We start from the raw sequence: 20,398 nt of genomic DNA, 5'->3' as shown, positions 1-20,398 counted from the left end.
GCCACCGATGAGCGGAACCGCCCTGGTTTTCGTATCGCATTACGACAACTACCAATGAGGGGCGTAGTGGTGAGGTACAAGAAGAGACACAAGCGGTCCCGCGTGCTGGTCGTCTCCGCCGTCGGCGTCACGGCCCTGGCGGTCGGCGGCGGCGCGCTGCTGATGACCGACAACAACGCCTCGGCCGCCCGGCAGTCCCCCAACCGGACCGAGGCCGCACGACAATCCTCGACGACCATCCAGTGTCCCGACGTCGCCACCCGGCTGTCGGACGTGCCGCAGAGCGCACGGCCCGCCGTGGACAAGGAACTGGCGCAGCTGGACACCCAGGTCGCCGACGCCTACAAGCAGCTCGCCGCGCAGGGCACCAAGGCCGCCGACCAGGAATGGGTGCGCACGCGCGTCCTGGAGCCGCTGTCGTCCCAGCGCCGCGGCGCGCTGAACCGCATCGCCACCCGGATGGGACAGGGCGCGCAAGCGGCGTCCGGGCTGGGCTCGATGGCGGCCTGCACGGTCAAGCAGGGCGAGACGAACGCCGTGGCGGCGGCCCCCGCGGCGAAGGCCGGTGCCGCCGGGGCGCAGGCCACCGGACCCCAGAAGTCCGACTTCGTGGACATCCGCAAGGTGCAGCCCAACGTCAAGAACCCGCGCAAGCAGGCGGCCGCCTCCAAGGGCACCTTCTCCTCGCGCTGCGGGCGCAACGAGAACAAGAAGTTCAACTCCGACAACGTCATCGTCGCCCCCGGCGTGAGCAACGGCGCCCACCACATGCACGACTACGTGGGCAACCAGAAGAACGACGCCTTCGCCACCGACGAGATCCTCGCCACCGCGACCACCTCCTGCACCAACGGCGACCGCTCCACCCACTACTGGCCCGTGCTGCGGCTGCAGAACGGCAAGAAGGAGAAGGACGCGGGCGCCCCGGGCGGCGGCACCGAGGGCAACATCGGCACCATCCTCCAGCCCACCTCCGTCCAGCTCTCCTTCCGCGGCAGCGCGGTCGGCAAGGTCGTGGCGATGCCGAAGTTCCTGCGCATCATCACCGGTGACGCCAAGGCCTTCACCAACGGCACGGCCAACGCCAACGCCTCCTGGAGCTGCACCGGCTTCGAGAACCGCCAGCTCAAGGACAAGTACCCGCGGTGCCCCAAGGGCAGCAACGTGGTGCGGACGTTCAAGTTCCAGAGCTGCTGGGACGGCCGCAACGCCGACAGCGCCAACCACCGCACGCACGTGGCCTTCGCCGGTGCCAACGGGGCGTGCGGCAAGGGCTTCAAGGCCATCCCGGCCCTGACCCAGCGCATCACCTACAAGATCGCGCCGAACTCGGTCTTCGCGGTGGACAGCTTCCCCGAGCAGCTGCACAAGCCGGTCACCGACCACGGTGACTTCATCAACGTGATGTCCGACTCGCTGATGAAGCAGGCCGTGAAGTGCATCAACAGCGGCCGTAAGTGCGGCTGACGCACGACCGCGCCGACGGACCCGGCCCGGCAGGACGGCTGCCCCCGTCCTGCCGGGCCGTCTCATGTTCCGCAGCCGGGACCGGCACTAGAATCGGGGGCTTACCGCTGGTTGGGGGCCGGTGCGCGAGTGTGGGGCCGATGGCCCGGGGGGAGTGGGTACCGCATGAGCCGTCGCTCCGGTCGTTCCAGCGGCCTGATCTCCCTGTGGGCCGAGGCCCAGCGGCAGCGCGAGGAGCGGGAGCGGGAGCGGGTGCGGCGGGAGCGCGAGGAGGAGCGGCGGCTGCGGGCCGCCGAGCGGGAGCGGGCGCGCGATCAGCGGGAGCGGCAGGCCGCGTACCGGCGGCAGCGTGAGGCGGACGCGCGGCGGCGTACGGAGGAGCTTGAGGCGCGGGTCGAGGCGCTGGGCTCGCTGCTGGCGGACGGGTGCCGGGCTCCGGCGTTCCGCCCGGCCGGGCTGGCCCGGCCCGAACAGGTCGAGCCGTTCGACCCGGGCGCGCTCGCCCACCCCGTACCGATGCCGGACCAGCGCCACTACCAGCCGCAGGGCGGCTGGGGCTTCGGGGCCGGGCGGCGGGAGCGGGACGAGGCGCGGGAGCGGTACGAGCGGGACTGGCGGGCCGCGCAGGGCGCTGAGGCCGAGCGGGTGCGGCAACTGGACGCGTACCGGCGGCAGTACGAGCGGTGGGCCGCGCAGCGGATCGAGGAGATACGGCGGCACAACGCGGGCGTGGGGGACCTGGTCGCGGAGGTGCGGGCCGGGGACCCCGACGCGGTGGTGGACTACTTCACGGCGGCGCTCTACCACTCCACGTACTCCTCCGCGGTGTGGCCGCGGGACCTCCCCCGCGAGGTGTCCGCCGCGTACGACCCGGCCGCGCGCCAGCTCGTCGTGGACTGGGAGCTGCCGCGGTACGACATCGTCCCGGAGATCAAGTCGGTGCGGTACATGCCCGGCGCCGACGAGGACCGGGAGACCGCGCGTCCGGCCACGCAGCGCCGGTCGCTGTACCGGGACGTGCTCGCGCAAGTCGTGCTGCTGGCGCTGCGCGACCTGTTCGCGGCGGACGAGTCCGGGGCGCTGGAGTCCGTCGCGCTGAACGGCTTCGTGGACGACCACGATCCGGCGACCGGCCACCGGGCCCGGATCGTCCTGGCGACCGTCACGGTGACCCGTACCGCCTTCGCCGAACTGCGGCTGGAGCAGGTGAGCGCGGTGGACTGCCTGGTCGACGGCGTACGCGGCCGGCTGTCCAGCCGCCCCGACCAGCGCGCCGCCGTGCCGCCCGGGCGGACGCCGGAGGACGTCGGCTCCGCCGTCCTCACCCAGGGCGGGGGCGATGAGCCGGATCTGCACGCGATGGATCCGATCGACTTCGAGTCGCTGGTCGCTGACCTCTTCCGGGCCATGGGGATGCGGGCGGTGACGACCCGGCGTTCGAACGACGGCGGGGTGGACGTCGAGGCGATGGACCCCGCCCCGATCCGGGGCGGCCGGATCGTGGTGCAGGTGAAGCGCTACCGCGGCACGGTGCCGCCGACGGCGGTGCGCGATCTGTACGGCACGGTGCAGGACAGCGGCGCGAACAAGGGCGTGCTCGTCACCACCTCGCGGTTCGGCCCCGGCTCGCACACCTTCGCCCATGGCAAGCCGCTGGAGCTGGTGTCCGGGGCCGAGTTGGTCGACCTGCTGCACCGGCACGGGCTGCGGGGGCGGCTGGGCGACGGCGCGGACCGGCGCGACGCGCCCGCCTCCCCCTCTCCCGATGTGCCCGACCACAACGTGCTGGGCATGTCCTGGTCGGGCGAGGTCGCCCTCGACGTCTGCGCCCTCGTCTGCGACGGCGACCGGGTGCTGAGCGAGGACCACTTCGTCTTCTTCAACAACCCCCGCACCCCCGACGGCACCGTCAGCGCCCTGCCCGCCACCGCCCCCGACCGGGCCGCGGTCCGCGTCGCCTTCGACGCCCTGCCGCCCGAGGCCGACCGCCTCGTCCTCGCCGCGGCCGTCGACCCCGAGGTCGACCCCGGGGCGGACCTGTCCGGTTTCGCCGACGCCCGCATACGGCTGCTGGACGCGTCGGGCTCCGAACTCGGCCAGTTGGAGGTCTCCGACGGCCGCCCCGGCGAAACCGCCCTGGTCCTCGGCTCGTTCCGGCGCCGCGCGAGCGGCGACTGGGACTTCGTGATCGGCGGCAAGGGCTACCCGGGCGGGCTGGTGGAGCTGGTGCGGGAGTACGGCATCGACGTCGCCTGATCGTGACGCGCGGCGGAACACTCGGGGAGTGGGTGTCGCGGGCACAGCTTCATCCGACATACTGCCGGGCGTGGAGCAGCGCATAGGTCCGATCACCCCGCCCGTACCCGCCGCCGGGACCGATCCGGGACATATCCCCGGCCTGACGCCCCCGCGCCCGGACGAGACCGGGGAGGTGACGGCGGAAGCGAAGACGGCCACGGAAGCCCCCGAAGAGGCACCGGAAGAGGCCGCCGACCAGCCGGTGGACGACACCGCCGAAGACGACGACGCCGGTCCCGAGCCGGACGAGGCGGTGGCGGAAGCCGACGCCGAGGAGCCGGAGGCGGTGGAAGCCGACGAGGGCGACGAGGCCGAGGACGGGCCGGTCTTCGAGGTCTCCGACCGCCGCGGCTCGATCACCGCGGGGCGCTCCGGTGTCGCCTTCCAGCTGGACGGCGAGAACGCCGAGTTCTCGTGGGACGAGATCGGCGCGGTGGAGATCGACACTCCCCGCTTCGGCCGCCGCTTCAGCGTCACCGTCTACACGACCGCCCACCGCTGGTACGCCGCCGATGTGGAGGCTTCGGCCCGCGGCGCCCTCAAGGAGTGGACGACGAAGCTGGACGAGGTCCTGGACACGTACTTCGAGGACTCCGCGGAGAAGTAGCGGGCCGCGTCGGCTCACCGCACGCTCACGGCATGCGCCAGCCGAACTGGTGGGCTCCCGCGCCCTCGCCCTTGAAGGTGACCGCTACCGGCTGGTCGCCCTCGGGCATGAGGTGGACGGAGCACATGGTGAGGGAGGACTTCGGCTTCAGCCGGGTGTGGGCCACGGCGCTGCGGCAGCCGTCGACGCCGTTGCCCGGGGTGGAGAAGTCCATGAAGGTCGTCGGCTGAAGCCGTTGTCCGCCCGCGGTGCTCACCGCGACGCCGTCCTGCATGGTGGGCAGCAGGACGTGCCTGCCGGTGTTCCGGTACCGGAGGGTGACGTAGTACGGGGTCGTCTTCTTCTGCGTGGCGTTCAGCTGGAAGCGGCTCAGGTCCCCGATGCCGCCCTTGCGCACGCCGGTCAGGGTGACGGTCATCGGGACGTCAACGTTGTCGTCCTGCCACATGGCGTCGGCGGACTGGCCCACCGACATCAGGCCGTTGGTGCCCGCGTAGCCCTTGCCGTCGCCGATCTTCCACGTCAGGGCGCCGCTCGCCGCGTCCGCGTAGGAGACGATCGCGGGCGTGCGGTGCTTGGGCAGCATGACGATCCGGCACGCCTCGCCCGTGCTTCCCGGGGGCAGGGTCGCGGGGGCGCCCTTGTCGCACTCCTCGGGGAAGCCCGACTCTGCGGCCAGGGGGTTCATGTTCATCAGGTCGATCGGGTGGCCGGGGGCTCCGTCGGCGAGGGTGATCGCGAAGTTGTTCTCCGGGTCGGGCCGTTCCAGCGTCTCCTTGCCGGTGTTGGTGAAGGAGACGGTGAGGTAGAAGGGCACCATCCCGTCGACCTCGCTGTCGAGCCGGACCCGAGCGAGGTCCGACTCCTTGCCCTGGACCAGCCGCTTGGGCGCCACCTTCAGCTGCCGGGTGTGGCCCCGGTCCGTCCAGGCGGCCTTCTTCGCGGTGGTCTCCATCGGCACCGACGGCGCGGACGTGGTCGGCTTGCCGTCCGGCTTCTTCGCCGCGTCCGCCGTCCCGCCGCCCTCGGCGCCACCGCCGCATCCGGTGGCGAGCAGCGCCAGCGCGAGCGCACCGGCCGTCCTCATGCGTGTCCGCATGTATCCCCCGTTGTTCCTGTTGTTCCGCGATGTACCGCGTTCCCGGCACCGCCCTTGACGGCCCCGACAGCGTAGAACGCCGGTACACCGGGGCTCACATGGGCTTACATCGCGATTCGGACCCGGAACGGTAAGGGCCGCGTAATGGCCGGGCTTCCCCGTATCCGGTGTCACAGGGGAGGACTAAGGTCGGAATTCAGTGCACATGACGAGGTCAGTGCGCATGGCGAGGGGGGATGCCGTCACATGGTGCGGGACGAATCCGTGATCGGCTGTACCGGGGTGCTGGTGATCGGCACTCGCGGGGCCGCCGGTCCGGGCGAGGTCCTGGTACGCGTGCGAGGCGGCACCGAAACCTTCCTCGCCTGGTCCGCCGATCCCCTGCCACAGGGGGCGTCCGTGCTGGTCATCGACTCCCGGGGCGCCCGGCAGGTCGATGTCATGGAGTGGGCCGACCCATTGAACGCGTCGGCCGGCGCGGCCGGCGGCGCTGCTTGAGGGAGACGAGCGATGTTCGGATACCGCGTTCCCGCGCCTGACCAGGCGATGCTGATCTCCGGAGGCAGGCGTGGCCAAGGGGGCGCGCCGTTCCGGGTGGTGACCGGCCACGGCAAGTTCGTGCTGCCCGTCTTCCGCAAGGTGCGCTTCCTGACGCTGGCGATGTGCGAGGCGGAGGTCGCCGAGACGTGCGTCAGCCGCCAGGGCATCGTGCTGACCGTCCGCGCGGTGATCGCCTTCAAGGTCGGCAACGACACCGAGTCGATCGTCAACGCCGGGCAGCGCTTCCTCTCCGACCAGGAGCAGATGTCCGTCCTCACCGGTCGCATCTTCGCGGGTCATCTGCGGGCCATCATCGGCTCGATGACCGTCGAGGAGATCATCACCGAGCGGCAGAAGCTGGCCACCGAGGTGCTGGACACCTCCAAGTCCGAGATGGCGAAGATCGGCCTGATCGTGGACTCGCTGCAGATCCAGTCCATCGACGACGGCGACACCGGCTACATCGACGCGATGTCCGCCCCGCACAAGGCCGCCATCCAGCGGCAGGCCCAGATCGCCCAGGCGCAGGCCACCCAGGCGTCGAGCGAGGCGGAGCAGGAGGCGGCCCGTAACCAGGCCGAATACGCCCGGCAGACCGCCATCGTGCAGGCCCAGTACAACGCCGAGGTGGACCGCGCCCAGGCCCAGGCCGCCCAGGCCGGACCGCTGGCGCAGGCCCACGCGCGGCAGGAAGTGCTGGCCGCGCAGACCGAGTTGGCGCAGCGGGCGGCCGATCTGCGGCAGCAGGAGCTGGTGGCCGAGATCGTGAAACCGGCGGAGGCCGAGGCCGAGCGGATCCGGGTGCTGGCGATGGCCGAGGCGGAGCGGATGAAGATCCAGGCCGAGGCGGCGGCCTCGCACGACCGGGTCGCCCTGGACCGCATGCTCATCGACCAGCTCCCGCAGATCGTCAAGGAGGCTTCGTCGGGCCTGTCCGGCGCCAACGTCAACGTCCTCAACGGCGCGGACGGACTCGGCGAGATCGCGGCCGGGCTGGTGGGCCAGGGGCTGACCATCCTGGACTCCGTACGCCGCTCCATGGACGGCGGGGCGACGCCGTCGCGGCACGAGGGCGGCGGACGGGACGGGGCCCGGCCGGACGACGGCGTGATCGACATCCGCTAGCGCCCGGCTGGCCCCCGGCTCTCGGTATGGGCGTGCTCGTGCGCCCCTTGCCGGTACGGGACTTGGGCTACGGTGAGGACCGCGCAGCCAGTCGAGAGGGCCGAGGAACGTGACCGTGGACCGCCCGCACACAGTGAACGTCGCCGGAGTCATCGTCGACGAGCGGGACCGGGCGCTGCTCATCAAGCGCCGGGACAGCAGCACCTGGGAGCCGCCAGGCGGGGCGCTGGACCCGGACGAGACGATCCCCGACGCCCTGCGGAGCGAACTGCTGGAGGAGACCGGCGTCAAGATCGCGCTTCCGGCGGCCCTCACCGGCGTCTACAAGGACATGAACGGCCTGGCCGTCTCCCTCGTCTTCCGCTGCCGGGCCCTCGACGGCACCCCCGCCACCGGCCCCCGCACCCGGGCCTGGCGCTGGGCCACCCGGGCGGAGGTGCCGGACCTCGCGTGCGAGGCGTACGCGGCCCGCATCCTGGACGCGCTCGACACCACCGCCCCGCCCGCCGTCCGCGCCCACGACGGGGTGCACCTGCTGTAGCGCGCGGGGAGGGCGCTGTAGCGCCCGAAGGGGCGCGAAGGGGTCAGTCCGCCGGGATGAGGCGGGCCGCCAGTTCGGTGGCGACCGCCTGCGCGGCGGGGCTGGTCCAGCGGCGGCGGGCCTGGGTCAGCTGGACCGGGACCGGAGGGATTTCGGGGCCGTGGACCTCGGCCAGCACGCCCTCGGCCAGCTGGCGCCGCACCGTGGCGCGCGGGAGCAGGGTGAGGCCGAGACCGGCGGCGACGCAGGAGCGGGCAGCCTCGATGCTGCCGAAGCGGGTGAGGCGGGGCGGTGGTCCGGGGAGGGTGCGGAGGGTGCGCACCAGCTGGTCGCTGTACGAACACCCCTCCTCGTGGACGAAGAAGCTCTGCCGCCCCAGCTCGGCCCAGCCCACGTCGCGGCCCGCGCACGGGTGGTCGGGGGCGGCGAGATAGACGAGGGGTTCGCGGCCGAGGGGGCGGGCGGTGAGGTCGGCGTGGTCGATCCGCTGCTCCAGGAGGAGCGCGAGGTCGATGCGGCCCGCGCGCAGCCCCTCGACGGCGGCGGCGCTGCCCACCGGGTGGAGGTTGAGTTCGATGCCGGGGTGGCTGCGGGCGAGAGAGGCGATCACGCCCGGCAGCCGGGAGGCGCACAGGGACTCGCCCGCGCCGAGGGCGACCTGCCCCTCCGGGATGCCGTGGGCCCCGGCGACGCCCGAGGCCGCCGCGCGCAGCCGGGCCTCCGCGTCGAGGACGTCCTCGGCCTCGGTGAGCAGCCGCCGCCCGGCGCTGGTGGTGACGGCGCCGGTGGGCAGCCGGTCGAAGAGGCGGGTGCCCAGCTCCCGTTCCAGCGTGCGGACTTGCACGGTGACCGTGGACTGGGCGAGGTGCAGCTCAGCGGCGGTGGCGGTGAAGCTCCCGGTCCTGGCCAGGGCCGCGAACGTCCGCAGGAGTCTGGTGTCCATCACGGGAAGGCTATCGGGTTTTCCGATCACGTCCAGCGAAAGGAATCGTTGGACGCGATGGCCGCCCGGTGGAAGCGTGGACGGCATGACCGAAGTGCTGCGCTACTCCGCCTTCACCACCGACCCCGTCGGCGGCAACCCCGCCGGTGTGGTCCTCGACGCCGGTCCGCTCGGCGAGGACGACGCCGCCATGACGGCGCTGGCCGCCCGGGTCGGGTACTCCGAGACCGCGTTCGTCACCGCGTCCGAGGGCGCCCGCCACCGGGTGCGGTACTTCAGCCCGCGCGCCGAGGTCGCCTTCTGCGGGCACGCCACCGTCGCCACCGCCGTCGCCCTCGCCGAGCGGGACGGCCCCGGAGAGCTGGTCTTCGACACGGCGGCGGGCGAGGTCCGGGTGGTGACGAGCGTGGACGGCGGCGGGGTGCCGCGCGCCACCCTCACCTCCGTGCCCACCCGGACGCGTCCCGCCGACGAGGCCACGGAGCTGCGGCCCGCGCTGGCGGCGCTGCGCTGGTCCCGGGACGACCTCGATCCGGCCCTCCCCCCGCATGTCGCGTTCGCGGGCAACGACCACCTCGTCCTCGCCACCGCCACCCGCGCCCGGCTCGCCGACCTCGCGTACGACTACGGCGCGCTGGAGGAGCTGATGCGGCGGCGCGGCTGGACCACCGTCCATCTGGTGCACCGCCCGGCCCCGGACCGGCTCGACTTCCACGCCCGTGATCCGTTCCCGGTCGGCGGCGTCGTGGAGGACGCGGCCACCGGCGCGGCGGCCGCCGCCTTCGGCGGGTATCTGCGCGCGACCGGCCTGGTCGGGCAGGCGTCCCGGGTCCGGATCCGGCAGGGCGAGGACATGGGACGGCCCAGCGAACTGCTCGTGGACATCGACCCCGACGACACGCGTGTCCGCGTCAGCGGCCACGCGGTGAGGATTCCCGCATGACGACCCACGCCACTCGTACGACGCGCTGCTTCGAGCTGCCCCGCTTCACCGGCGTCGACGCCCTCCGCCCCGCCGAGCGCGAGGTGCCCGCCCCCGGGCCGCGGGAGGTGCTGGTCCGGATGCGCGCCTGGTCGCTCAACTACCGCGACCTGATGATCGCTTCGGACACCTACGGACGCGCCCTCGCCCCCGGCCTGGTGCCGCTGTCCGACGGCGCGGGCGAGGTGGTCGACGCGGGCGCCGACGTCACCCGGTGGGCCGCCGGGGACCGGGTGGTGGGCATCTTCATGCCGCACTGGATCTCCGGCCGGGCCACCGCGGAGCGGACCGCGGGCGCGCTCGGCGGCCCGTCCGGCGGCGTACTCGCCCAATACGTCCTCTTCGACCAGGACGCCCTCGTCGCCGCCCCCGCCCACCTGGACTTCGCCGAGGCCGCCACCCTCCCCTGCGCCGCCGTGACCGCCTGGCACGCGGTGGTGACAGCGGGCGGGGCCGCCCCCGGGCAGAGCGTGCTGACGCTGGGCAGCGGCGGAGTCTCGCTCTTCGCGCTGCAGTTCGCGGCGCTGAGCGGCGCCCATGTCCTCGCCACCTCCAGCAGCGACGAGAAACTGGCGCGGCTGCGCGCGCTCGGCGCGGCCGAGGGGATCGACTACGTCACGACGCCCGCGTGGGGGCAGACGGTGTACGAGGCGACCGGCGGCGGCGTGGACCACGTGGTGGAGGTCGGCGGCGCGGGCACCCTGCCGCAGTCGCTCACCGCGGTCCGCACCGGCGGGCGGATCAGCGTCATCGGGGTGCTGGCCGACGGCGACGGGGCGGATCCCATGGCGGTGGTGCGCAAGGGCGTCACGTTGCAGGGGATGTTCGTGGGCAGCCGGGAGATGTTCGAGGACATGAACCGGGCGATCGAGCGGCACCGGCTGCGCCCGGTGATCGACCGCGCCTTCCCGTATCCGGACGCGCCCGCCGCGTATCGCCACTTCGCGGGCCGGGGCCACTTCGGGAAGGTGGTCATCACCGACGCGTGACCCGGCCGCCGCCACGACGGCCGGGCGCGCTCACGCTTTCTCGACGACCACGTTGGTCGACTTGATCACCGCCACCGCGGGGACGCCCGGCTCAAGACCCAGCTCCTCCGCGGATTCCCGGCTGATCATGGACACCACCCGGAACGGGCCCGCCTGGATCTCCACCTGCGCGGACACATCGCCGAGGATCACCTCGGTGACGATGCCCGCGAAGCGGTTGCGGGCCGAGGAGACGCCGTTCCCCTCCGGGCCCGTGCCGCGGCTCAGCTCGCGGGCGAACGCGGCGAGCGCCGGGCCCGGGATGATCCGGCGGCCCTGTTCGTCCCGCTCGGCGGTGAGCCGTCCGCCGTCGATCCAGCGGCGCAGGGTATCGGCGCTGACGCCCATCAGGGCCGCGGCTTCGCCGATCCGGTAAGTGTGCATCCCCCCACCCTGGCAGACGCGTTGCGGGTGCGGGTCTTTCGTACACCTCGCGTCAGTAGACATCGCGGGCGTAGCGCTTGTCGGCGGCGAGTTGCTTGACGTACAGCTCGGCCGCGTCCTCGTCGAGTCCGCCGTGGGCGACGGCGATGTCGCGCAGCGCCCGGTCGACGTCCTTGGCCATCCGGGTGGCGTCCCCGCACACGTAGAAGTGGGCGCCGTCCTGGAGCCAGGACCACAGCCGGGCGCCGTGTTCGCGCATCCGGTCCTGGACGTACACCTTGGACCGCTGGTCGCGGGAGAAGGCAGTGTCGAGCCGGGTGAGCGTGCCGTGGCGGCTCAGCTGGTCGAGTTCGTCCTCGTAGTAGAAGTCGGTGGCGCGGCGCTGTTCGCCGAAGAACAGCCAGTTGGGGGCGGTCGCGCCGCGCGCCCTGCGCTCCTGGAGGAAGCCGACGAACGGGGCGACGCCGGTGCCGGGGCCGACCATCACCATCGGCGTCGTGGGGTCGGCCGGGGGCCGGAAGGACGGCGCGCGCTGGACGAAGACGGGCACGGGGCGGTCGGTGGCGGCGTCCGCGAGATGGGTGGAGGCGACGCCCTTGCGGAGCGTTCCGCGGCGGCTCTCGAAGCGCACCACGGAGACGGTGAGCCGCACTTCGTGGGGGTGGGCGAGGGGGCTCGACGATATGGAGTACAGCCGGGGCTGGAGCCGTTTGAGGACGTCGGCCCACTCCTGGGCGGAGGCGCGCACCGGGTGTTCGGCGAGGACGTCCACGGCCTGGCGGCCCCAGGTCCACTGGGCCAGACCATCCTTGTTGTCCGGGCGCAGCAGCCGCTTGAGGTCGTGGTCGTGGGTGCGGTCGAGGACGAAGCGCAGCAGGTCCGGGGTGATCTTCGCGATCTCCAGATGGCTCCGGAGGGCGTCGGCGAGCGGCATCGCGCGCGGGCCGGAACCGGAGCCGGAGCCGGGGCCGTGGACGGCCTGGACGGCCACCTCGGCGGCCGGGTCGAGGCCGGTGACGGCGAGCCATTCGGCGACCAGGTCGGGGCAGTTCTCGGGCCAGACGCCGAGCGCGTCCCCGGCCTCGTAGGCGAGCGCGCCGTCGCCGGTGTCGAACGCGAACTGCCGCACCTCCTTGGCCGCACCGGGCAGGCTCAGCAGCCGGTTGCCGGTGAGGCGGGTGGTGAAGGGCTCGGCCTTGGTGGGGCGGGCGGGGGCGGCGGGGGCTTTCGGCGCGGGTGCCGCCGTCGCTTTCGGCGCGGGTGCTGCCGGGGCTTCCGGCGCCGGGGCCTCGGGGGCGGAGGTGCCCAGGGCGTCGAGGACGGCGTCCAGCCAGGCGCGGGCGGGCTCGTCGTAGTCCGGTTCGCAGTCGGTGCGCGGGGCGAGGCGTACGGCGCCCAGCTCGTCGAGGCGTTCGTCCAGGCGGCGGCCGTGGCCGCAGAAGTCGTCGTACGTGGAGTCGCCGAGGGCGAGGACGGCGTAGCGGGTGCCCTCCAGTCGGGGCGCGTCGGCGGCGGCCAGGGACTCCCAGAAGCCGGAGCCGTTGTCGGGGGCGTCGCCGTCGCCGAAGGTGCTGGTGATGACGAGGAGGTCGGCGGGGCGGGGGAGGGTGGCGGCGGCGGTGCCGTCCATCTCCAGCAGCCGCGCCTGCCGTCCGGTCTCGGTGAGGCGGCGGGCGGTGGCACCGGCGACGTCCTCGGCGTTGCCGGTCTGGGAGGCCCACAGGACGACCACTTCGCGGACGGCCTTCCCGGGTGCCGCCTCGGGTGCCGCGGCGGTTGCGGGGGCGGTGTCGGCGGCGCGTGAGAAGGCCCCGGCCAGGACGCCGTTGACCCACAGGGCGTGCTCGGGCGAGAAAGGCGCGCCCTGGGGCAGCACGGGGACGGCGGTGGCGGCCTCGGTGCCCGGGTTCGTCACCGAGCCGTGCAGCCCGGCGAGGAAGCCGCGCAGATACTGGCGTTCGGGCTCGGTGAGGACCGGCGGGACCGGGTCGCCGAGGCCGAACGTCCCGGCGAGCCCGTCGCCCCCCGCCACTGAGGACGCCGGGCTCGCGGACGGCGCCGACGCGACCTTCGCCAGCGACACCGCGCACACCTTGAACTCCGGCTGGAAGGACACCGGGTCGACCGCGTCGTGGGTGACCGCGTTGACGCTGAGGTATTCACCGAACAGGTCGTTCCAGTGGAACGGCGCGAAACAGTCCCCCGGCCGCACCCGGTCGGTCACCACCGCGGGCAGCACCGCCCGCCCGCGCCGCGAGGCCACCTCCACCGAATCGCCCTCGCCGACGCCCAGCCGCTCCGCGTCCCGCGGATGCAGCTCGACGAACGGCCCCGGGTTGAGCTTGTTCAGCTTGGCGACCTTGCCGGTCTTGGTAAGCGTGTGCCACTGGTGCTGGAGCCGCCCCGTGTTGAGGAGGTACGGGAAGTCGTCGTCCGGCAGCTCGGCGGCGTCCATGTGCGGGCGGGCGTGGAAGACGGCGCGGCCGCTCGGCGTGGGGAACACCAGCCGGGGCCGGGTGCCGTCCTCCCGGACGGCGAGGGTCTGGCTGACGCCGTCGTTGAGGTAGCGGACGGGGTTGCGGTCGTCGCCGCCGTCGGGCGCCGCGGGCCACTGCACCGGGGTCTCGCGCAGCCGCCCGTATGTCACCCCGCGCAGGTCGTAGCCGGTGCGCGGGTTCGAGGTGCGCTTGATCTCCTCGAAGATCTCCTCCGCGCATCCGTAGCCGAAGGCGTCTTCGTACCCCATCTCGCAGGCGATCCGGGCGATGATCTGCCAGTCCGGCAGCGCCTCGCCGGGCGGGTCGACCGCCTGCCGGGCCAGGGTGAGGTTGCGCTCGGAGTTGATCATCACGCCGTCGGCCTCGGCCCACATCGCGGCGGGCAGCACCACATCCGCGTACGCGTTCGTCTCCGTCTCGGCGAAGGCGTCCTGGGTGACCACGAACTCGGCCGCCTCCAGGCCCTCGATCACCGTCCGGCGGTTGGCGACCGAGGCGACGGGGTTGGTGCAGATGATCCAGCACGCCTTGATCTCGCCGTCCGCCATCCGCTGGAACATCTCGACGGTGCCCTTCCCGGCCCCGTCCGCCCGCAGCGTGCCGGGCGCGATCCCCCACAGCTCCTCGGTGAACGCCCGGTCCTCCGCGTCCAGCACCGACCGCTGCCCGGGCAGCCCCGGCCCCATGTACCCCATCTCCCGGCCGCCCATCGCGTTGGGCTGGCCGGTGAGCGAGAACGGCCCGCTGCCGGGGCGGCAGATCGCGCCGGTGGCCAGATGCAGGTTGACCAGGGCGTTGGTGTTCCAGGTGCCGTGCGTGGACTGGTTGAGCCCCATCGTCCAGCAGCTCATCCACTCCCCGGCCGCCCCGATCCACCGTGCGGCCTGGCGGATGTCCTCCTCCGGGATGCCGGTGATCTCCGCGACCCGCGCGGGCGGATAGTCCTCCAGGAAGCCGGGCATGGTCTCCCAGCCCTCGGTGTGCTCGTCGATGAACCCCTGATCGACGTACCCGCCCTCGACCAGCAGCCGCAGCACCCCGTTGAGCAGCGCGAGGTCGGTCCCCGGCTTGATCTGCAGAAACAGATCCGCCTTGGCGGCGGTCGCGGTGCGCCGCGGATCGACCACGATCAGCTTCGCGCCCGCCTTCACCCGGTCCATGAGCCGCAGATACAGGATCGGATGGCAGTCGGCCATGTTGGAGCCGATGACGAGGAACACGTCCGCGTGCTCGAAGTCCTGGTACGAACCGGGCGGCCCGTCCGCCCCCAGCGACAGCTTGTAGCCACTGCCCGCGCTGGCCATGCACAGCCGTGAGTTGGACTCGATCTGATTGGTCCCGATGAACCCCTTGGCCAGCTTGTTGGCCAGGTACTGCGCCTCCAGCGTCATCTGCCCGGACACATAGAAGGCGAGCGCGTCCGGCCCGTGCGCGTCGAGGATCGCCCGCAGCCGCCGCGCGGTCGCCGTGATCGCCTCGTCCACGGGCGCCGCCGCGGGCTCCGCCCCCCGGTCGTCCCGCGACAGCGCCGTCTCCAGCCGCCCGGCCGCCCCGAGCATCTCCGCGCTGGTCGCCCCCTTGGTGCACAGCCGCCCCGCATTGGCGGGATGCGCCTTGTCCCCGGACGCCTTCAGCGCCTTCCGGCGCCCCTCGGCATCCCGCCCGACCTCCAGCACGATCCCGCACCCGACCCCGCAGTACGAGCACACCGTCCGCACCGGCCCCGCCGCCCCCGCGGCAGGCCCGGTACCCGCCGGTTCCGCCGACCGAGCCGATGCCGTCACGACTGCCCCTCTCACGCTCGCGGTGGGCCTCTCCCACTGCCGCACACCGTAAAAAACCCCGGTTGCGAGCGCGTCACAGCCGCCGATCGCGGGCGATTACGTCCCCTGCACAGTCCCCTTCCGTCGCGTGTGAGGCAGGGAGCCTCTGGCCGGAAATGATTATTGCCTGAGGCGACTGGTGGTCGATGCAATTAGTTGAGCGTACGGTGACATCAAGGGCGACTGTCGACCGGAGGGAGTGTTCCGCCGATGTGCGGCATTACCGGATGGATCGCGTACGACAAGGACCTGACCGCCGAGCGCGAGGTGCTCGGCGCGATGACCCGGACCATGAGCTGCCGCGGTCCGGATGCGGGTGGGGTGTGGGCGGACGGGCATGCGGCGCTGGGGCATCGGCGGCTGGCCGTCATCGACATCGAGGGCGGGAAGCAGCCGATGCCGGTCGAGCGGGACGGGCGCACGGTGCTGGTGACCACGTACAGCGGGGAGATCTACAACTACCGCGAGTTGCGGGACGAGCTGACGGCCCGCGGGCACGCCTTTCGGACCAGCAGCGATACGGAGGTGGCGCTGCACGCGTATCTGGAGTGGGGCGAGGGGTTCACCGAGCGGCTGAACGGGATGTACGCGTTCGCGCTGTGGGAGCCGCGGGAGCAGCAGTTGCTGCTGGTGCGCGACCGGATGGGGATCAAGCCGCTGTACTACTGGCCGACGGCGGACGGGGTGATCTTCGGGTCCGAGCCGAAGGCGATCCTGGCCCATCCGGCGGTGCGCCCCGAGGTGGACGCGGAGGGGCTCGCGGAGCTGCTGGCGTTCACGAAGACGCCCGGCCACGCGGTGTACCGGGGGATGTACGAGGTGCGGCCCGGGCATGTGGTGCGGGTGCGGCGGGAGGGGCTGAGCGAGCGGCGGTACTGGGCGCTGGAGGCCCGGGAGCACACCGACGGCCGGGAGACCACCGTGCGCCGGGTGCGGGAGCTGCTGGACGACATCGTGGAGCGGCAGCTGATCGCGGACGTACCGCTGTGCACCCTGCTGTCCGGCGGGCTGGACTCCTCGGTGATCACCGCGCTGGCCGCGCGGCGGCTGGGCGCGGCAGGGAAGGGGCCGGTGCGGTCGTTCGCGGTGGACTTCGTCGGCCAGACCGAGAACTTCCAGGCGGACGCGCTGCGCGGCACCCCCGACGGTCCGTACGCCCACGCGCTGGCCGAGCACGCGGGCTCGGACCACCAGGACATCGTGCTCGGCACCGCCGCCCTGATGGACGGGCGCAACCGCGACGCGGTGCTGACGGCGCGCGATCTGCCGTTCGGCTCCGGCGAGAGCGACACGTCGCTGTATCTGCTGTTCAAGGAGATCCGCAGGCATTCGACGGTCGCCCTGTCCGGTGAGTCGGCGGACGAGGTGTTCGGCGGCTATCGCTGGTTCCACGACGAGGACGCGGTGTGGGGGGACACCTTCCCCTGGATCACCTCGCTCGGCACGAACGGCTTCGCCGGGCGGGAGGCGGGCGGCCGCACGGGGCTGCTCAGCCGCGATGTCCTCGGCCGGATCGACATCAGCGGCTACCGGGACGCCCGCTACCGCGAGGCGCTCGCCGAGGTGCCGCACCTGCCGGGCGCGTCGCGCCTGGAGCACCGGATGCGGGAGATCTCGTATCTGCACCTGACCCGCTTCGTCCAGTACCTGCTGGACCGCAAGGACCGCGCGAGCATGGCGGTGGGGCTGGAGGTGCGGGTGCCGTTCTGCGACCACCGGCTGGTGGAGTACGTGTTCAACACCCCCTGGTCGCTGAAGACGTTCGACGGCCGGGAGAAGTCGCTGCTGCGCGCCGCCGCCCTGGACGTACTCCCCGAGTCGGTGGCGCAGCGCGTGAAGAGCCCGTATCCCAGCACGCAGGACACCCGTTACGCGGACGCCCTGCGCGACCGGGTGCGGGCGCTGGCGGCCGACTCCTCCTCCCCGGCGGGGCCGCTGATCGACCGGGCGGCCGCCGAGCGGGCGGCGAAGGGGACGGGACACCAGTCCCGGCAGAGCATGGAAGTGGCCCTGGGCCTCGACTCCTGGCTGCGGAGGTACGGGGTGGGGCTGACGCTCTGAGCGTCCGCGACGAGACGTGTCCGATGGCGTGTCCGATGGCGCGTCGCACTTCGTTTCTGATGCTGCGTCACACCCATTTCTGACGTAGCGTCAGGAGGCCCGGACCACCACGGTCCGGGCCCCTTGCACACAAGACCTTCGCGACTCCTCTATCGTCTCTTGTCAGTCGACTCACGGACGTGAAAGGCTCGGCCCACCCGTGAAGGGGAACCCCCAACTCCGAGTCTGATCTGTGCTGTTGGCTGTTGGCTGCCCACCCCGCGGCCCCTGTGAGAGGCTTGCCCCCCGGCGGGGGCGCCACTGTTCGTGAGTGAGGAATGTGCCTCCATGCCCGACCACTCGGCATCCCGGGACGGCGTGTTCGCGCCACCCGGCCAACCGTCCGTCTCCGCAGCGGACACCGACGCCGTCTCCCCGACGGACCTGCTCAACCTCTACTGGGACGCGGTAGCGGACTACGCGAACCTGTGCACCACCACCCCCGAAGACGGCATGCGGCTGGCCACCGAGGCGTTCCGGCGCGGCATCCGGGCCGCCCGTAACCGCCGGGCCCGCTCCTGGGGCCCGCGGCTGCCGTGGCTTCCGCTGCTCCTGACGTCCGTACGCAAGACCGCCGCCGACTGGCACCCGCACCGGGACGGCGACCGGCTCGACCCGGAGCTGCGGGTCTGGCTCTCCTCCACCGGCGTCGCCCGCTACGCCGTGCCGCCCCGCGAACAGCCGCTCGCCCTGCGCGGACTGCGCGACATGGGGGAACACGACGGGGCGCTGCTGTGGGCCGTCGAGGTGGAGTCGCAGCCGGTCGAGGCGGTGGCCTGGGGGCTGGGCGGCGACATCGCGTACGCCACCGAGGAGATAGCCCGGGTGCGGGCCGCCTTCCGGCAGCGCTGCCAGCGCAACCATGTGGACACCCTCACGCAGGAGGAGTGCCGCAGCTACGCCAAGCTGCTGGACGCCGCCACCCGTTCGCCCGATGCCCACTCCCCCGCGGACCTGTGGCAGCACCTCGCCGGCTGCCGGAACTGCCGCGAGGCCGCCGCCTGCCTGTATCTGCACGGCGGCGGGCTGCCCAACGCGCTGGCCGGAGGGGTGCTGGGCTGGGGCGGGCACGGGTACGTGACGCGGCGGCGAAGAGCCGTCGAGCGGACCCCGGGCGCCACCCCCGCGTCGACCGCACCGGCGTCGCACGCCGTCCGTATCCCGTTACGGGACCGGGTGCTGGACAAGGTCGGCGGTCCGCTGATGATGGCGCCGCGCCTGCTGCGCCAGAGACTCGGCGGCGCGACCGGGCGCAGACGTGCCGTAAGCGGCGGGCGCAGGGCCCGTACGGCGACGGTCGCCCTGGCCGTGGTGGCCGTCGTGGCGCTGGCCACCACGGTCGCGCTGACGCGAACCGCCGCGGTGTCCGGCGACGGAAACGAGGAGCAGGCCACCGGCCACGTGGCCCGCGACACCACCGCCCCGGGCGGCATGCCCTCGGACGCCACACCGGCGGGCACCGGGACCCCCGGGGGGCCGGGCGGGTCCGCCGAGCCGTCCTCCTCCCGCAGCGGCGACGGCGTGGGCGGCAAGGCCGGGAAGGACGGCACGGACGCCCCGCGGGACAAGGACCGCGCGGGGGACAAGGACGGGAAGCGCACGTCCCCGCCCGCCTCCGCGTCCGCCTCGAAGGACCCGGGCAAGGGCCAGCGGCCCCCCGGCGGCTCCCCCGGGAAACCCCCGCGCGAGTCCAACTGCACGGCCCGCTACGACCTGGTCACCGAATGGCCCGACGGCTTCAAGGCCGAGGTCACGCTGACCTCCCGGAGCGCGCTCGACACCTGGCGGGTCTCCTGGGACTTCCCCGACGACGCCCAGCGCGTCACCCAGATGTGGAACGGCGAATTCACCCAGCGCGGTTCCACGGTGACCACCACACCGGCCGACTACAACCGGAAGGTCGACGCCGACCAGCCGTTCTCCGTGGGCTTCCTCGCCACCTGGGACGGCAGCAACTCCCCGCCCCGCGCCTTCACCCTCAACGGTGAGCGCTGCTCGGCCTGAACGCCCGCTCTGAACGACAGCGGACGCGGCCCGGGATTCCGGGCCGCGTCCGGTGCGCCGGGGCGGTCAGCCGCCGTTGGCGACGAGCTTCCTGATGCCGCGCTGGTCCGCGGCCGTGTACTTCCCGCCGTTGCTGTTCAGATAGCCGCCGTTGGGCGACGTCATCACCGGCTTGTTCTCCTTCGGGTCGAAGGAGGAGGGGTTCGGATGGTCCAGCCCCATCATGTGGCCCAGCTCATGGGTGACCCCGTTGCGGGTCATGGCCGTGTTCTTGGCCTTGTTCGAGCTGAACCAGCCGTTCTCCTTGCCCGCGCTGTTCCAGTACTCGTCGTCCATCAGGACGTAGCCGCCCCAGGCGCTGTTGTCGGTGGTGTTGTAGCAGGGCTTGGCCTGCGACATGCCCTTCTGCCCGTTCAGCGGGCGGTGGGCCAGCGTGAACATGATGTGGTTCCGGGGCCCCGCGCAGTACTTCTTGTTCTTGAGGTTCGTGCCGCCCTCGACCGTGGTGGACAGCTTGAAGGTGATGCCCGCGGCCTTGACCTCCGGCATGGCGTTCAGCTGGGCGACCGGAATCCTCAGATACGGCGTGAGCCGGTCCCGGGCCGTCTTCGTCACGAACGACAGCGTGTACGTGGAGTGGTGGCGCAGCGATTCGATGTAGTAAGGGCTGCCGCTCTCCAGCTTCCAGCCCACCCCGCTGTTCGCGGCGTGGGCGACGCCGCCCGTGGCCAGCAGCGCCGTGGCGGCGGCCACGGCGACGATGCCGATTCTCTTCATCTGTGTTCTCCCGTTGGCGGTCGCTCCCCGTGAGCTTCCGCCCCCCGATTCTGCGGGCGGGTACGCCACGCCGCCTCGGCGGGGGCGCGATCATGACCGGATCATGACCGGATCGGGACCAACGGGCCCCCGGCCACTTCCCCACCCGAATGGCCGTACGGGACCCCCGACCGTGTCACACG

Annotated in this window: 15 protein-coding genes; 10 read left to right on the top strand and 5 right to left on the bottom strand. The window is 72.7% G+C overall.

The features are described from left to right. The first annotated feature begins 54 nt into the window (after window positions 1-54). The 3 genes from ACZ59A_RS29175 (at window position 55) to ACZ59A_RS29165 (ending at window position 4,372) form a co-directional block, all read left to right on the top strand. Entirely contained in the window at window positions 55-1,467 is a 1,413-nt protein-coding gene (locus tag ACZ59A_RS29175) for a DUF1996 domain-containing protein (protein ID WP_470964359.1), read from the top strand. A 165-nt stretch (window positions 1,468-1,632) separates the two neighbouring features. Then, window positions 1,633-3,723 carry a restriction endonuclease gene (locus tag ACZ59A_RS29170; RefSeq protein WP_470964356.1) on the top strand — a complete coding sequence of 697 codons (2,091 nt, stop codon included), beginning with the start codon at window positions 1,633-1,635 and terminating at the stop codon, window positions 3,721-3,723. Between the two features lie 70 nt (window positions 3,724-3,793). After that, window positions 3,794-4,372 (top strand): hypothetical protein, encoded by a 579-nt coding sequence (locus ACZ59A_RS29165; RefSeq protein ID WP_470964353.1) that lies wholly within the window; start codon window positions 3,794-3,796, stop codon window positions 4,370-4,372. Between the two features lie 25 nt (window positions 4,373-4,397). Here ACZ59A_RS29165 and ACZ59A_RS29160 read toward each other — a convergent pair whose 3' ends face one another. After that, a complete protein-coding gene (locus tag ACZ59A_RS29160; protein ID WP_470964350.1) occupies window positions 4,398-5,471 on the bottom strand; it encodes a hypothetical protein in 1,074 nt (357 codons plus the stop codon). Between the two features lie 246 nt (window positions 5,472-5,717). On the opposite strand from ACZ59A_RS29160, the gene ACZ59A_RS29155 reads away from it, so the two are divergent. The 3 genes from ACZ59A_RS29155 (at window position 5,718) to ACZ59A_RS29145 (ending at window position 7,677) form a co-directional block, all read left to right on the top strand. Then, complete coding sequence (locus ACZ59A_RS29155) at window positions 5,718-5,969, top strand: hypothetical protein (RefSeq protein ID WP_470964347.1); 252 nt, start codon at window positions 5,718-5,720, stop codon at window positions 5,967-5,969. Between the two features lie 12 nt (window positions 5,970-5,981). Then, a complete protein-coding gene (locus tag ACZ59A_RS29150; RefSeq protein ID WP_470964344.1) occupies window positions 5,982-7,136 on the top strand; it encodes an SPFH domain-containing protein in 1,155 nt (384 codons plus the stop codon). Window positions 7,137-7,245: 109 nt separating this feature from the next. Next, window positions 7,246-7,677, top strand: a complete 432-nt coding sequence (locus tag ACZ59A_RS29145; protein WP_470964341.1) for an NUDIX hydrolase — start codon at window positions 7,246-7,248, stop codon at window positions 7,675-7,677. Window positions 7,678-7,720: 43 nt separating this feature from the next. On the opposite strand, the gene ACZ59A_RS29140 is transcribed toward ACZ59A_RS29145, so the two are convergent. Further along, window positions 7,721-8,620, bottom strand: a complete 900-nt coding sequence (locus tag ACZ59A_RS29140; protein WP_470964338.1) for a LysR family transcriptional regulator — start codon at window positions 8,618-8,620, stop codon at window positions 7,721-7,723. 85 nt (window positions 8,621-8,705) lie between these two features. Between ACZ59A_RS29140 and ACZ59A_RS29135 the strand changes: the two genes are divergently transcribed. Both ACZ59A_RS29135 and ACZ59A_RS29130 read left to right on the top strand, forming a co-directional pair. Then, the gene (locus ACZ59A_RS29135) at window positions 8,706-9,563 is read left to right on the top strand and encodes a PhzF family phenazine biosynthesis isomerase (RefSeq protein ID WP_470964335.1); all 858 of its coding nucleotides are present in this window, start codon (window positions 8,706-8,708) and stop codon (window positions 9,561-9,563) included. Next, window positions 9,560-10,591 (top strand): zinc-dependent alcohol dehydrogenase family protein, encoded by a 1,032-nt coding sequence (locus ACZ59A_RS29130; protein ID WP_470964331.1) that lies wholly within the window; start codon window positions 9,560-9,562, stop codon window positions 10,589-10,591. Before ACZ59A_RS29135 ends, ACZ59A_RS29130 begins: the two co-directional genes overlap by 4 nt. Before the next feature lie 30 nt (window positions 10,592-10,621). Here ACZ59A_RS29130 and ACZ59A_RS29125 read toward each other — a convergent pair whose 3' ends face one another. Both ACZ59A_RS29125 and ACZ59A_RS29120 read right to left on the bottom strand, forming a co-directional pair. Further along, on the bottom strand, window positions 10,622-11,014 hold the full coding sequence (locus tag ACZ59A_RS29125; RefSeq protein ID WP_468042872.1) for a TOBE domain-containing protein: 393 nt from the start codon (window positions 11,012-11,014) through the stop codon (window positions 10,622-10,624). A gap of 52 nt (window positions 11,015-11,066) precedes the next feature. Next, on the bottom strand, window positions 11,067-15,230 hold the full coding sequence (locus tag ACZ59A_RS29120) for a molybdopterin-dependent oxidoreductase (protein ID WP_470964458.1): 4,164 nt from the start codon (window positions 15,228-15,230) through the stop codon (window positions 11,067-11,069). A gap of 315 nt (window positions 15,231-15,545) precedes the next feature. Here ACZ59A_RS29120 and asnB point away from each other — a divergent pair, with 315 nt between their 5' ends. Both asnB and ACZ59A_RS29110 read left to right on the top strand, forming a co-directional pair. Continuing rightward, window positions 15,546-17,396 carry an asparagine synthase (glutamine-hydrolyzing) gene (gene asnB, locus ACZ59A_RS29115; RefSeq protein WP_470964327.1) on the top strand — a complete coding sequence of 617 codons (1,851 nt, stop codon included), beginning with the start codon at window positions 15,546-15,548 and terminating at the stop codon, window positions 17,394-17,396. Window positions 17,397-17,723: 327 nt separating this feature from the next. Further along, the gene (locus ACZ59A_RS29110) at window positions 17,724-19,439 is read left to right on the top strand and encodes a cellulose binding domain-containing protein (protein WP_470964324.1); all 1,716 of its coding nucleotides are present in this window, start codon (window positions 17,724-17,726) and stop codon (window positions 19,437-19,439) included. 66 nt (window positions 19,440-19,505) lie between these two features. On the opposite strand, the gene ACZ59A_RS29105 is transcribed toward ACZ59A_RS29110, so the two are convergent. Continuing rightward, window positions 19,506-20,216, bottom strand: a complete 711-nt coding sequence (locus ACZ59A_RS29105) for a M10 family metallopeptidase domain-containing protein (protein ID WP_470964321.1) — start codon at window positions 20,214-20,216, stop codon at window positions 19,506-19,508. Window positions 20,217-20,398 lie beyond the last annotated feature (182 nt).

Source organism: Streptomyces sp. NPDC040405, assembly GCF_055595765.1.
The sequence above is the reverse complement of the archived record's forward strand: the minus strand, read 5'-3'. Positions and strand labels throughout refer to the sequence as shown.

Excerpts from the sequence above, each read along its gene's own strand:
- ACZ59A_RS29175 (WP_470964359.1), top strand. The coding sequence starts at position 55 with ATGAGGGGCGTAGTGGTGAGGTACAAGAAGAGACACAAGCGGTCCCGC.
- ACZ59A_RS29170 (WP_470964356.1), top strand. The coding sequence starts at position 1,633 with ATGAGCCGTCGCTCCGGTCGTTCCAGCGGCCTGATCTCCCTGTGGGCC.
- ACZ59A_RS29160 (WP_470964350.1), bottom strand. The coding sequence starts at position 5,471 with ATGCGGACACGCATGAGGACGGCCGGTGCGCTCGCGCTGGCGCTGCTC.
- ACZ59A_RS29155 (WP_470964347.1), top strand. The coding sequence starts at position 5,718 with ATGGTGCGGGACGAATCCGTGATCGGCTGTACCGGGGTGCTGGTGATC.
- ACZ59A_RS29150 (WP_470964344.1), top strand. The coding sequence starts at position 5,982 with ATGTTCGGATACCGCGTTCCCGCGCCTGACCAGGCGATGCTGATCTCC.
- ACZ59A_RS29140 (WP_470964338.1), bottom strand. The coding sequence starts at position 8,620 with ATGGACACCAGACTCCTGCGGACGTTCGCGGCCCTGGCCAGGACCGGG.
- ACZ59A_RS29135 (WP_470964335.1), top strand. The coding sequence starts at position 8,706 with ATGACCGAAGTGCTGCGCTACTCCGCCTTCACCACCGACCCCGTCGGC.
- ACZ59A_RS29130 (WP_470964331.1), top strand. The coding sequence starts at position 9,560 with ATGACGACCCACGCCACTCGTACGACGCGCTGCTTCGAGCTGCCCCGC.
- ACZ59A_RS29125 (WP_468042872.1), bottom strand. The coding sequence starts at position 11,014 with ATGCACACTTACCGGATCGGCGAAGCCGCGGCCCTGATGGGCGTCAGC.
- asnB (WP_470964327.1), top strand. The coding sequence starts at position 15,546 with ATGTGCGGCATTACCGGATGGATCGCGTACGACAAGGACCTGACCGCC.
- ACZ59A_RS29110 (WP_470964324.1), top strand. The coding sequence starts at position 17,724 with ATGCCCGACCACTCGGCATCCCGGGACGGCGTGTTCGCGCCACCCGGC.
- ACZ59A_RS29105 (WP_470964321.1), bottom strand. The coding sequence starts at position 20,216 with ATGAAGAGAATCGGCATCGTCGCCGTGGCCGCCGCCACGGCGCTGCTG.